General features: G+C 40.0%; 8 protein-coding genes. 4 read left to right on the top strand and 4 right to left on the bottom strand.

Annotated features, from left to right (window positions below; translation table 11 throughout):
• Nucleotides 1-1,035: a GntR family transcriptional regulator gene (locus QVH07_RS02320; RefSeq protein ID WP_289998517.1), complete on the bottom strand. Its 1,035-nt coding sequence runs from the start codon at nt 1,033-1,035 to the stop codon at nt 1-3.
• 205 nt (nt 1,036-1,240) lie between these two features.
• Between QVH07_RS02320 and QVH07_RS02315 the strand changes: the two genes are divergently transcribed.
• Both QVH07_RS02315 and QVH07_RS02310 read left to right on the top strand, forming a co-directional pair.
• Nucleotides 1,241-2,647, top strand: a complete 1,407-nt coding sequence (locus tag QVH07_RS02315) for a sulfatase (RefSeq protein ID WP_289998516.1) — start codon at nt 1,241-1,243, stop codon at nt 2,645-2,647.
• Between the two features lie 2 nt (nt 2,648-2,649).
• The gene (locus QVH07_RS02310; RefSeq protein ID WP_289998515.1) at nt 2,650-3,663 is read left to right on the top strand and encodes an SMP-30/gluconolactonase/LRE family protein; all 1,014 of its coding nucleotides are present in this window, start codon (nt 2,650-2,652) and stop codon (nt 3,661-3,663) included.
• A gap of 545 nt (nt 3,664-4,208) precedes the next feature.
• On the opposite strand, the gene QVH07_RS02305 is transcribed toward QVH07_RS02310, so the two are convergent.
• The 3 genes from QVH07_RS02305 to QVH07_RS02295 form a co-directional block, all read right to left on the bottom strand.
• Nucleotides 4,209-6,320: a bifunctional aldolase/short-chain dehydrogenase gene (locus tag QVH07_RS02305; protein WP_289998514.1), complete on the bottom strand. Its 2,112-nt coding sequence runs from the start codon at nt 6,318-6,320 to the stop codon at nt 4,209-4,211.
• Nucleotides 6,321-6,600: 280 nt separating this feature from the next.
• Nucleotides 6,601-7,995: a sulfatase-like hydrolase/transferase gene (locus QVH07_RS02300; RefSeq protein WP_289998513.1), complete on the bottom strand. Its 1,395-nt coding sequence runs from the start codon at nt 7,993-7,995 to the stop codon at nt 6,601-6,603.
• A gap of 141 nt (nt 7,996-8,136) precedes the next feature.
• Nucleotides 8,137-9,246, bottom strand: a complete 1,110-nt coding sequence (locus QVH07_RS02295) for an FG-GAP repeat domain-containing protein (RefSeq protein ID WP_289998512.1) — start codon at nt 9,244-9,246, stop codon at nt 8,137-8,139.
• A gap of 289 nt (nt 9,247-9,535) precedes the next feature.
• On the opposite strand from QVH07_RS02295, the gene QVH07_RS02290 reads away from it, so the two are divergent.
• Complete coding sequence (locus tag QVH07_RS02290; protein ID WP_289998511.1) at nt 9,536-12,634, top strand: SusC/RagA family TonB-linked outer membrane protein; 3,099 nt, start codon at nt 9,536-9,538, stop codon at nt 12,632-12,634.
• A gap of 41 nt (nt 12,635-12,675) precedes the next feature.
• Entirely contained in the window at nt 12,676-14,187 is a 1,512-nt protein-coding gene (locus QVH07_RS02285) for a RagB/SusD family nutrient uptake outer membrane protein (protein ID WP_289998510.1), read from the top strand.
• Nucleotides 14,188-14,301: the final 114 nt, after the last annotated feature.

Here is a 14,301-nt window from a genome sequence, read left to right as displayed (position 1 = left end):
TTAAATGGATTTTCTGAGAATTAGATTAAATGGGTTTTTAACTGGAGCCCTATATTCTTTATTGAGAATTTGCTTTGCGATCGTTTCTCCCATTTTTACAAAATCAGTTGAGACAGTGGTTATCCCTTCAGCAAGGATTTCTTTTAGTGGAGTGTCATTGTACGAAATGATCCCGACCTTTTCTCCCAAGGGTAGATTTTGGACTCTTGATTTTTTAACAAGGTTGGCTAGGTCGGTTTCTGCCAGAACCAAGTACAAATCCCCCTCGTAGACGGGCTCTTCATCAATTCCATCTACGATCACATTGTTGTATTCGTGTAACAAACAAAATTTCTTAAAGCCATTTACAATGTCAAAAGGATAAAGAAGACCCTTGGGGAAGACCAAGACCAGCCGCTTGTATTTCTTTAGATACTCCTGGCCAGATTCCAGTGCCTCAAAAATGTCTTTGGAAAAATCCTGGAATACTCCAGGAAATTCCTTTTCGTGCCCTTTTACTGGTTTATCAATTATAAATAGTTTCTCAGCCGGAATTTTCTGCATTAAATCATATGCAGTTTCCGGGTTTCCAGCATCATCAAAAAAGTGAGGAGCTACCACAAAATAATCATACTCACTTAGATTCTTCGTGAGTAAATTTTGGAAAAGATCACGATTATAATGATGAATCTGAATATCTACCATAGCCTCTTTCCCAAGAGTATCCACGATAGAGTAGTAAATGATCTTTTTGTAGGAGCTAAGTTTATTAAAGAGCAAAAGAACTCGTGTTTTCTCCGCTTGATCAAAGGAAGTAATATAATATCCTTTTCCCCGTACAGAGGTAAGAATTCCTTGATCCCGAAGTTCTTTATATGCTTTCTCCACGGTATCTCTGGAAAGAAGCAGATCAAAGCTCATCTCATTGATAGAGGGGATTCGATCACCAACCTTTAACTTTCCCAGGCGCAAATCCTCCATAATGGCGTTTGCTAACTGTACATATTTTGGAACCCAGGAATCTGTTTTGATTTTGTCTGACTTATTCTTGTGCATATTATTAAATCTAGCCAAATTATTGATCCTTAAGGGGGTATTTGGGATAATAATGACTTTTAAAGTGATTTTCGGTTCACCAAATAAAGAATTCTGGTAGGCGCATATTTTTTTCTTATAAATTCAAAGTTTAGATTCTCATAAAAATTTACTTTAGGTAATACTAAATTGAAATAATCGTCCAATTGTGTACTTGTTTAGGACCATGACTGCCTTGAAAGCCGTTTATCTTCCATTATTAATTGCTTTTAACCTGAACTTCTTTCCTGCAAAAGCTCAGGAAAAACCCAATATCTTATTCATTCTCACCGATGATTTGGGTTACACGGATTTAGGTTCGTATGGCAATCTATTTAATGAAACCCCAAATATCGATAGTCTTGCTCAAGGTGGAGTCCGCTTTACTGAAGCATATACGGCAAGCCCGGTATGTTCCCCTTCTAGGGTCGCTTTGCTTACCGGAATTCACCCGGCCCGAGTAGGCTTGACCAACTTTCTTGTTGGAAAAAGGACTGATGAAAATTCATCGATAGACCCACCGGAAAACTGGACTTTAGGTCTGGATGGAGCATATGTGACCTTGGCCGAATACCTCAGTGATCAGGGGTATCAGACTGGATTTGTGGGCAAATGGCACCTTGGAAACAAGGAGGGACAGAATCCATGGGAGCAAGGATTTGACTTTTCAAGAATGATATCGAAAAATGGTCTGGATTACTATAATTATTCAATTGCCGAGGACGGATTTGAAAAGCTGTTTGAGGACGACGGTACCTATTATCTCACGGATAGATTGACTGATTATGGTCAGGAATTTTTAGAAAAGCAGAAAGATGATAAGCCGTTTTTTCTCTTTATGAGCTATTCTGCTCCTCATGTATTATTGATTCCGAGAAGTGATAAGCTTGGGAAATACTTATGGAAGTATGAAGAGTTTAATGGGAAGTATAACCCGAGCTATGCCGCCATGATAGAAAGTGTAGATGATGGGGTGGGGGCATTGGTGCAAAGTTTGGAAAGTCGTGGTATGCTGGAAAATACCCTGGTTATTTTTACCTCAGATAACGGTGGAGTGGGTTTACCAGAACTCGGGCCAATACCTACTAACCTGGAACCGCTACGGGCATGGAAAGGACATAATTTTGAAGGAGGAGTTCGGGTTCCGGCGATTATTTATTGGAAGGGAAAATTTGAACCCGGAAGAATTATTGAAGATTACTTCACCAATTCGGACTACTTTGCCACCATCCGAGATTTGATTGAAAATGGAGAGATTTATGAAGATGGACAAAGCCTTTTACCCATTATTAACGGAAGCAATGAACCATCAGATAGGGCTTTGTTTTGGCACTATCCACATTTCTCGAATCAGTTGGGAATACCCTCAGCAGCAATAAGAAAAGGAGATTGGAAACTAATTTACTTTTTTGAAAGTGGAGAAAAGGAACTTTATAATTTGAAAGAGGATATTTCAGAAGGCAAAAATCAAAGTAATGCCGAAATGGAGATTCGGGATGAGCTTTGGTCTCTACTTAAAAATTGGCTTATTGAAACGAATGCTCCACTTCCGATTTCAAAGGAAACCGGCAAGCCGGTTGTTTTAAGCGAATAAAAATGAAAAAATATACTTTAGGTCTTGTCTTATGTTTTTTGCTTTCATCTATAGCTTTTGCTCAAAAAAATAATCAATCCATGTCAAAGAAATACAAAACAGCCGGCAGCATAGAGAGGTTGGACCCAGCCATCAATTCTCTAATTCCTGAAGGGGCTGAAATTGAAATTTTGGCTTCTGGCTTCGATTGGTCGGAAGGACCGCTTTGGCTGGAAAGCCAAAGTGCATTAATCTTCTCAGATGTTCCTGCCAATAAGATTTATCGCTGGTCAGAAAAGGATGGACTTTCGGTGTATTTAGAACCCTCCGGATATTTCGGAGAGAGGAGGGATAAAAAGGAGCCTGGCTCTAATGGGCTTACCCTGGACAATGAGGGTAATCTGATTTTATGCCAGCATGGTTTAAGGCAATTGGGGAAAATGCGAAGTGGTCTTGAGAACCCAGAAGAAACATATGAAACTTTAGCTGATTCCTGGAAGGGAAATAAATTTAATAGCCCAAATGATGTGGTTATTCATAAAAATGGTGGCATTTACTTTACCGATCCACCATATGGCTTGGATCCTTGGGATGAAAAGGAGTTGGAGTTTCAGGGAGTTTACCGGCTTTTGGATGGTGAATTGAAACTAGAGATTGAGGATTTGTACCGTCCAAATGGAGTAGCCTTGAATCCGGATCATAGTATTTTGTATGTGGCTCAGTCCGATCCTGAAATGGCCAGATACTATGAGTATAAGCTAAGTGAATCAGGAGAGGTTCAGGAGGGCAAAATTCTTTTAGATGTAAGTCATCTAATTTCTGATGAAAGAAGGGGTTTGCCAGATGGATTGAAGGTGCATTCTTCAGGAAATGTTTTCGCTACTGGGCCTGGTGGAGTTCTGGTGATTTCACCTATAGGCAAGATTTTAGGGACTATTTTGACGGGTCAGGCAACTGCTAACTGTGCCTTTGATGCCGATGAGAATTATTTATATATGACTGCCGATATGCACTTGATGCGGATAAAGTTGAAATAAGGTTATTAAGACTCAGTCATGGGTATAATTTGTTCATAACCTGTGATTAACTTAGTAATTGTGTGTATATCTGTGTTCATTTAGAATATTATTTGGTGGGAAAATTGGGGAGAAGTAAAGTTTGATTTTGTTGTTTTAGAGGATCTATAAACCGACATTAGAATCATCAAGTCAACGATAAAAGATCGAAGATAGAAATCGGATTAAGGTGGAAATGTGGAGTAATGAGTGAAAGGGCTGGAGGCTTCGGCTGAGTGTCTGCAAAGGGAAACCTCAAAAGCTTTTTACTACGGGCTGCAGGGCGAAAGTAATGCGGAGCGATTTGAAGCCTAAGATTAGACTGTTGGGTAACTGGCAGGAAGTCTTTTGGGAAGGATTTGATACCGTCTGGAGGTTACGGCCTCGATTCGGTTAAACGGGAGGTGCTTGAATAAAGCATTTCCCGTTTTTTTGATCCTACCCATTGAGAAATAGAAAACTCTAAAAAGACAAAAGCCCACTAATGTGGGCCCCTGTACTCAATCTATCTATCTATGAAAAACTTATTACCTGACAAATGCAGCGGCAACACCGCCGTCTACATTGATGATATTTCCAGTACTTTTTGACATATCTCCTCCAACAAAGGCAAACACGGCACTAGCTATGTCTTTTGTGCCGATGATTTCATTTAAAAGAGTACGCTTGGCGTAATGCGCAGGAAGCTCTTCCACTGTGATTCCATAAGCTTTAGCTCTTCCTTGAGCCCATTTGCCCTCCCAGATTTTGCTTCCTTCGATTACGGCATCAGGATTAACCACATTTACTCTGATTTTATCTGCACCCAATTCTGCAGCTAGAAGTCGGCTCATATGCTGCTGGGCAGATTTTGCAGTACCATAAACCACATTGTTTGGTCCGGAAACTAATCCGTTTTTGCTGGCGATATTAATAATATCACCTCCTAATCCCTGTACTCTTAAAATCTCAACCGCAGCTTTACTAACTTCAAACTGACCTTTTACCAGAACGTCCATCAGCAAATCATAATCTTTCTCTGTGGTATCCAGGATGGGTTTTGAGATTGCCAACCCGGCTGAGTTTACAATTATATCCACTCCGCCAAATTCTAGACATGCTGCTTTATATGCCTGGGAAATACTTTCCTGGTTTGTTACATCCAAGGTTACTGCGGTAGAAGTATCTCTTGCGAAGGTTTTATTTGCTTCCTGCACACGATCTCCATCAATATCGGAAATCACTACACAAGCGCCTTCTGCTACGAATCGATCAGCAATTGCTTTACCAATTCCGCCTGCGCTTCCTGTGATAAGGGCCACTTTTCTAGACAATGGCTTTTCCTTCGGCATGCGCTGTAGCTTTGCTTCTTCCAGCAACCAATACTCAATATCAAATGCCTCCTGTAGTGGAAGTGCTACATATTCTGAAACAGCTTCAGCACCTTTCATTACATTGATTGCATTGATATAAAATTCACTTGCTACACGGGCTGTCTGCTTATTCTTAGCAAATGTGAACATTCCCACGCCTGGCCAAATAATTACTACAGGGTTTGGATCCCGCATGGCAGGACTATTCGCACGCTTATGCGTTTCATAATAATCCTCATACATTTTTCTATACTCTTCGAAAGCCGGTTCAAGCTGATCTTTTATGGCAGCTTTATCGGATAAATCAAGGTCTGCAGGAATATCCAATACCAACGGACGAATTTTGGTTCTCAGGAAGTGATCTGGACAACTGGTTCCTAGTGGAGCTAATTTTTCAAGATCATGACTATTCGCAAATTCAAGAACTCTTTTATCGTCTGTGAAGTGCCCAACCATTCGGGCATAACTTGAAGCCAAGCCTCGAAGAACAGGAGCAATCATCGCTGCCTGATCTTTTCTTTTTGCTGGCTCAAGAGATTCTATTTTCTGTCCCCCAAAAACTGGACGTTTCTTTCCAAAGTTAGCTTGTAGGTAAGCACTAGCTTTTTCTATGGCGTCAAGTGAATTTATATAACACTCAAAAGCCGTGTCGCCCCAAGTGAAAAGCCCGTGACCTCCTAAATAAAGACCTTTTAAATTGGGATTTTCCTTGATGGCTGCTTCTAACTTAAGAGATAAATCGAATCCAGGTCTTTGCCAAGGGATCCAAACAAAGTCATCTCCATAAATTTCTTTCATGATTGCTTCACCCTCTTTGGATGCAGCAATTGCAATAGCAGCATCTGGGTGAAGGTGGTCTATATGCTTATAAGGTAAAAGCGCGTGAAGGGGCGTATCAATAGATGGTGCTTTAGAGTCTAAATCATAAATGCAATGGTTAAAAAGACCCACCATTTCGTCTTCATGCTCCAGTCCTCGATATACATTTTTAAGGGCTCTAAGCTTATCTACATAAAGACCTGCTAGTCCATTTCTCTTAAGAGTTCCTATATCACCTCCAGAACCCTTAACCCACATAATTTCTACTTCTTCGCCGGTTAAAGGGTCTTTTTCAATGGTTTTGCAGCTGGTGTTTCCACCGCCATAGTTGGTTATTCTGAGATCTGCACCTAATATGTTCGAGCGATATAATAATAAGGCGACTTCATCACCCTGCAATTCAAGGGCTTTTCTTTCATCCCATAAAAAATCTACATGTTGATACTTTTTCTCTGCTAATGATTCCATAGATACTTTGGTTTGATTCAATTTTAATAAGATAGACACAAGTTTCCATCCTGTAGCGTACTGCTTTACGTGCTTAAAACTATTCGTGTATTATTTTAATTTAATTCCTAATCTTGACTGATCTAATCAAGATTGATGTTTTTTAAAGGTTTAAAGCGGTAATACCGAAAACAAGATCAAATTTAATTTGAGAATATTTAAGGTGTGATGAATCCTAATTTTTTACTCTCAGGTACCAATTGATATGGTAATATTGAAATGAAGCTCTTATCCTGTATTCTTAATTCTGATACCAAGAAGATATTTTTTTTCTTAGACGTTTAACTTGCTCTGGATGCTGTTCTGATACATTATTTTTTTCCAATGGATCTTTATTTAAGTTGTACAACTGGATTTCATTGGAGTAATAACCTGCCTTTTGTTCTTCTTTAGTTTTGTCTGCTTTTTCGATCATTTTTAAGTTCGGAATCAGTAATTTCCATTCATTTTCAATTGCAATCTGATAAAGTAGAGTTTCAGTCGGGTTTTGAATATTTTCGATATCATGATCATAGGCTTCTGCAAAAACAGTAGTTCTGTTTTGGACTTGTTGTTCATCTAGAACGTTGATTCCAGGTAGTTCTCCGTGATCAATTCCTAAAATACTATGAATAGTAGGAACGATATCCACATTACTAATTACGTGTTTATCATCCCTTTTTGGAGAAATTCCTTTGGGATATTTAAACATGATAGGTGTGCGAATACCACCCTCAAAAGGTGAACGTTTAGATCTAGAAGCATAGGAGTTTGATGAAGGATCTTGGATCCAACCATTATCACAGGTGTAAACGATCAAAGTATTTTCATCCAGTCCCTTTTCTCTTAAGAAATTTTGTAAGTCACCAACTGTCTGGTCAAACCATTCTATCATGGCCCAATACTTTGCGACAGTCGAATCTGGGGTGAGCTTCAGGTATTTTTCCTCAAGCGTTCTGGGAGGAGTATGTGGGGTATGGGGAAGAAAAGGAGCATACCATACAAAAAAAGGAACCTCTTCTTCCGAGGTACTTTCGATAAAGTCATAGATAGGTTCTAATCCCTCCCTTCCAATTTTCAATCCTTCATCCCCATGACGTCCTCCTCTAGTATAATCACCGTGGGTCATTCCTGAATCAAAACCTGCGTCTTCAGCAGAACCTACCCACCATTTACCTGATTGGAAAGACCGATAACCTTGCTCTGCAAGGGTCTCAGTGATCAGTTTATTTTTGTAAAAGTTTTTGGCCAAAATTTGGAAGGCACTATCTCTTCTCACAGGGTAGCTATCACGAGGGAAATCATGAGCACCTGCTTCCAGTTTCGGATAGCGAGGTCCCGTGAATTTTACAACTGGATCATTACCTGTAATGCCATGCTGAAATGCATATAGACCTGTTATAATAGAAGCCAATGAAGGACTACATAAGGGGGCAGAGGCATATCCTCGGGTAAAAGTCAAGGACTCTTGGGCCAGCCGGTCAATATGGGGTGTTTCGACCGTCTCGTGACCCATAAAACCGTAGTCTCTGTAATCCTGATCGTCTGAAATGATGAAGATAATATTGGGTTTGCTCACCTCCTCAAACCGATCTTTGGAGCAGCTTGAAAAAATTATAGAAATCAGGAAAATCGTTATGAAAAGTTTATGATCCATTTGTTGGAATTTGAAATATTTGAATGATTTTTTTCTACCTATGGGAATCATTTAAAGCATCTCCAAATGCAATTCCTAGTGAGGTTGATATTTGTATGGTTAATTTTTTGAAGGAGTACCCCCCCCTTTCTTTGTCTTAGGCTACCTTTGCCAAAATATGGCTAGTCCATCTTTCCCAGCTACGGCGATGTCCAGCTTTCCATCTTGATTTAGATCCTTAATTTCAAAATAAATCCCAGCGCCTTTTCCTTTTCCCAAAGGGCCATAACTTATCACATTTTTATAGAAGGCTTTTCCGTCCCATTTGAAATAATAAAGCCCAATTTCATCTTTCCCGCCCGGGTCTCTGCCGTTATGGGCTCGATAGCGTTTACCTGTAATTAATTCATTTTGACCATCCCCGTCTAAATCAACCCATTCCATGGTGTGGTATTGAGAATGATATGGGTCAATTTCATGTCTTTCAAATCCTATTTGTCCATTACGATCAACCTGTTCCATCCAAAATAAGCCGTAGTCATGGCCATTTCCTATGATTAGGTCATTTTTTCCATCTTTAGTTAGATCGGTTACTATGATGGGAATGCTGAGATCTTTAAATCCGTCCAAAGGATGAAAAACCCATTCTTTATTTATCAATTCTGAAGAAGCTTCGTACCATCCGTTCGAGCTGATCAAATCTCCATTACCATCACCGTTAATATCACCAAATCCGAGGCCATGTCCTTGTGTAGGGTACACATCAAATTTCTTGAATTGTCCTGGACCAACCAGTTTAAAATACACTAGTGGTTTTTTAGGATTGTTTGGAACGATCTCCAGAACACCATCTTTGTCGATATCCCAAGCACGGATCGTTTCAATATTTTCAATCTCAGCGATTAAAAAACTATCCCACAATCCATCACTCCCTGGATTTTGCTTCCATATTAATTGACCGTCAAACCACCCGCCAGTAATGTAGTCTTCATAGCTATCCCCATTCACGTCCATGGGAATGGTGGCAAAATCCTCGTAATATTCTCCATACCTTTTCACCTCACCAATTGATTTTCGATTTGTGAACTCTGGTCCCACATACCAGAAGCTGCCAGAAACTAGATCATTGAACCCATCTTGGTTTACATCAAAGATTCCGACCGATTCAAAGCTCTCAAAACCAATCATTTGTTTCTCAAATTTCAAATTATGGGATTGGGAGAAACCAACTGTACTGACGAATAGAAATATGATAGAAAGGTTAATCTTCATTTGGAAGGAAGTAACATTTATTGATCATAAAAGAACTAGGTCGAGCTCGAAATTCAAAAATTATTTCACAAAATATCCTTTGTCATTTGACATAAATAAAAAATTTATGAGCTAAAAAAAATGTATTCTTTAAAATTATCTTATGCTTATTGTAAATTTTACAATTTTTTCATGCATTTGGTATAGATTTTTAAAATTTGGCTTGTGGAGGCAGGATTCAACAGGATGGTTTTGTTCATAGACTTTAAAAACTTAAAAGAGTTTTAGTTAACCAATAACCCAAAATCATATGAAAAACCACTATCTATCTAGATTGAAAATCCTACTTTTTGGCTTTTCGATAATGTTTGCCACGATCAGTCTACAGACATTTGGGCAATCTCAAACAATTAGCGGAGTTGTAGTCGCCGAAGAAGATAATGAGCCCATACCAGGGGTACTTGTATTGATAAAAGGTACTCAGGACGGAACTGTTACTGATATTGATGGAGCTTTTAGTATAGAGGCTTCTCCTGGAGAGATACTAGTAATTAGCTTCGTAGGGTTTACTACTCAGGAAATTCCTATAAATCCTGGTGTAACTAACCTGAATATCAGCCTTTCCCTTTCTGTATCAGATTTATCCGAAGTAGTAGTAGTTGGATATGGTAGTCAAATCAAGAGGGAAGTTACAGGCGCTATTCAGTCTGTTGAAGCGGAGGAACTCAAGGATATGCCAGTGTCTACGGTAGCCCAAAAACTTCAAGGTAGACTCGCCGGAGTTCAGATTAATCAGACCACTGGTCAACCAGGAAGAGGAATGCAGGTAAGAATTCGAGGCCAGCTGTCAGTGTCAGGGGGTAGCGATCCTCTTTATGTTGTGGATGGCTTTCCCATTACCGGAGATATCAATGCTATAAATCCGGATGAAATCGAAGAAATCACGGTTTTAAAGGATGCTGCTTCTACTTCACTATATGGTTCTCGTGCCGCCAATGGGGTTGTTTTGATCACGACGAAGAAAGGTAAAGCAGGTCAGACCAGTGTTAATCTTAATGTTTTTACAGGCTTCCAAAAAGTTCCCATGGAAGGTCGTCTGGAAATGATGAATGCTGAGGAATTTGCCCAGTTTAAGAAAGAATACTTTGAGGATGCGGGTCAAGCTGTACCTGTAGAATTTCAGAACCCTGCTCAATATCGTGGTCAAACCAATGATTGGTATGATGCTTTGCTACAGACGGCTCCTATTTCTTCCTATAATCTGACCATTACTTCAAACACAGAGCGTTTAAATACCTCCGTTGTAGCTGGTGTTTTTGATCAGACTGGGGTAGTGCTGAATACTGATTTTCAGCGGTTTTCACTTCGCTTGAATACAAGGTATAAGTTGTCAGATAAGGTGGATATCGGTGTAAACGTGGCACCAAACTACGTTTATGATAACACTCCAAGAACGGACGGTACTCGAGGAGTTGGTATCCTTTTTAATGCCCTTCATACCTGGCCGGTTATGCCTATCTATGATGAAGAGGGGGAGCTTACCTTTTTTAACCGCTTCCCTGGAAATACAGGAAATATATTTGCTTACCCTAATTGGGTTCGTTCCGCTGAAGAGATTGTCAATGAAACGACTAGGTTAAATGTATTAGCAAACACCTATGTGGATTGGAAACCGATAAAAGGTCTTTCTTTGAAATCTACCTTTAATGTGGAGGTTAATACCTCTAGATTTTTCACTTTCAACCCTTCAACTGCAACCTCATCGATTAACCGAGCAATACCAACAGTGGCCGTTTCTATACGAGAGAATGCAAATAACTTGTCTTGGTTGAATGAAAATACCGCCACCTACCGGACTTCAATAAATGATCATAATTTGGAGTTTTTGGCAGGTTTAGCAAATCAGCGGTTTAGAAGTGATTTTACTAGAATCCAAGCTGATACTTATGCGGATGACAGACTTCCGACTATTCAAGGCGCGATTAACATCAATCGAGGTGGTACTAGAAACGATATTCAAGAGTGGGCTTTAACATCCATTTTCTCTCGATTTACATACAATTATAAAGGTAAGTATCTCTTCACCGCAGCGGTCAGAGGAGATGGATCATCCAGATTTGGTTCAAATAACCGATGGGGGGTATTCCCTTCAGCCTCAGCTGGGTGGGTATTATCGGATGAGGATTTTATGGTGGATAACAAAACCTTCTCATTTGCAAAGCTAAGAGCAAGTTTTGGTGTGACTGGTAATAATAACATAGGAAACTTCACCCAATATGCCCTAGTCAACAACACCGTAAATGTGGCTTTTGGTAATAATGTGATTCCTGGTGCAGCCATAACTTCTCTGGATAATCCCAATTTGGGATGGGAAACCACTTCTCAGTTTGATATTGGTTTTGACCTAGGGTTTTTAGATGACCGAATTACCTTCAATTATGACTATTTCGTGAAGAATACAACCAATTTACTTTATGCGGTGCAGATTCCGCAGGAGTCAGGCTTCACCAATTTTAATGATAACATCGGAGAAATTAGATTTTGGGGGCACGAATTTGCCATCAATGCAATTCCAACCACAGGAGCTTTAAGATGGACCATTAACGCCAACATATTTTTCAACAGGAACGAAGTGATTTCTCTGGCGGATGGGATTGATCGGGTCTTTGGATCATTCCATATTACTCAGGTGGGTCAGCCTTTTGGTCAATTCTATGGACTTCGGAAACTGGGTAATTATTTGAATGAAGAAGACTTGGCAAACTCACCAAGTATTCCTGGTAGGTCCACCGTAGGTAGTATTAAACTTGAGGACATTAATGGAGATGGAGTGATTACCTTTGGAGGTGATAATGATGATAGGACGATTATCGGTAACCCTTTTCCGGATTTCGTCTATGGAATTACCAATAATTTAAATTGGAAGAATTGGGACTTCAGTATAGTTGGATCAGGTTCCCATGGAAATGAGCTGTATATGAGACATCTATTCTCCACAGCAAATCTTGATGGAGTATTCAATATGGTTAGAAGAGCTACTGATCGTTTCAGATCACCCTCTGATCCAGGTGAAGGAATATTTGGAACCACCGTAGGCGGAGGAGTGGTGACGGGTGTAGAAAGAGACTGGCCAAATAGCAATTTTGTATGGGATGCATCCTTCTTTACCATTCGAAATATTACCATGGGCTATACTTTTAGTAACCTGCCCAAAGTAATCCAATCTGCTCGAATCTATGCCTCTGCTCAGAATGTTTTCGTGTTCACCAGTTACTGGGGAGGATCTAACCCTGAAGTAAGTATGCAAAACAACGGACAGGGAGATGGAGGTAACTTGAGTCCAGGTATAGATTTGGCTCCATATCCGGTTCCTCGCACGATCACTTTTGGTGCAAACATCACCTTTTGATCTGTATCAGATTGATTCCATCAAATTAAAAAACAAGAAAAATGAAAAAATATATCATATTCCTTTTCTCTCTCACTCTGGTTTTCTCTAGTTGTGATGATTTTCTGACAGTCGTGCCGGAGACACAATTAAGTTCAGCTACCTTCTTTCAGACTGAGGCTGATTTTGTCCAAGCTGTCAATGGCGCCTATGCACCTCTTAGGGGTTACTACAATACACAAGCATGGATGCTTGGGGAGTTACATTCTGACAATCTATATTATGGTCGTAATATTCTTTTTGGAGCAACTGAAAACCATCAGAATATCGCAGATTTTGCTATGCCTATTTCAGGGGGTACTACACCTAATGTACATGTATTAAATGGCTGGAGAGCACTTTATTTAATTATTTCGAGATCCAATCAAATTCTGGCTCTGATAGATGATGTGGAGTTTGACCAAGCCTCCAAGGATAATGTTAAAGGCCAGGCCCTTTTCCTACGCGCATTTTCTTATTTTCATTTGGTAAGATACTTTGGACAAGTTCCTTTGCATATTACTCCGGTAGCAGTCCGCGAAGAGTCTGCCTTGCCACTTTCCGAGGAATCGGAAGTATTTTCTCAGATAGAATCAGATTTGACTCAAGCGGTTCCCCTTTTGCCTCTGAAATCTCAACAACTTCCAGGACGAGTAACCCAGGGCTCTGCAAGGACATTATTAGGGGACGTGTATGTGTATTTGAGGAGATGGGTAGAAGCTGAGCAAGCTCTTGGACCAGTTATTTCTTCAGGAGAATATATGTTAATGCCCTCTTATGAAATGGCGTTTTCTGAAAGTGTAAATAATAAGAATAACGCAGAATCTGTGTTTGAAATACAATATAAAGAAGGTCCAGAAGGGCTACAAGGTACCTTCATGTATCAATTTATGCCCAGACCCATTACCATAGATGAGTTGGCTCCAATTATGGGTACCATTAATCCACAGGAGCTAGGGGGGGAAGGGCCCGCTGTCCCTACACCAGATTTAATTTCTGCATATGAAGAGGGAGACCTCAGAGAAGATGTGTCTATCGGATATCTTACGCTCTCAGGTAGTTTCCGTGATGATAAGGTCTATCCCTACATCAAAAAATATCAAAGTGATCACGTTCAGCATAACAATCATGGAATGAATTGGCCGGTCTACCGCTATGCAGAAGTTTTGCTTCTTATGGCAGAGGCCCAGAATGAGCAAGGTAAAAGTGGTGAGGCAGTTGGTCTTTTAAACCAGGTTAGAGATAGAGCGGGTCTTGAAAATTCTTCAGCCTCAGGCCAAGCGGATGTAAGGGAGGCAATTTTCCAAGAGAGGCGAGTGGAGCTCGCATTTGAGAATAAGCGTTGGTTTGACATTATGAGGACTGATCGAATTCAGGAAATTATTGTGCCTTATGGACAGAGAATAATTAATAATCCTATAGATTATTATTATCCTCCTGTTGAAGGATCAATACCTCCCAGTAATGCCTTTACAGTTTTGGATAAGTTTTACCCTTATCCAGCTTTAGAGGCTGATCTGACACCTCATTTTTAATTACATGTCCAAAAAATATGGCTCGGTTCCAAGTCAAATCCAGAAAGGTTTTGAGGTGGGACCGGGTTATTTTCTTTACAGATACAGCAGGACGGTATTGGGAAAGAACTGAGT

The sequence above is a fragment of the Algoriphagus sediminis genome (genome assembly GCF_030403435.1).
Taxonomy (GTDB): domain Bacteria; phylum Bacteroidota; class Bacteroidia; order Cytophagales; family Cyclobacteriaceae; genus Algoriphagus; species Algoriphagus sediminis.
Note: the sequence above shows the minus strand (reverse complement) of the source record. Positions and strands in the feature narration are given on the sequence as shown.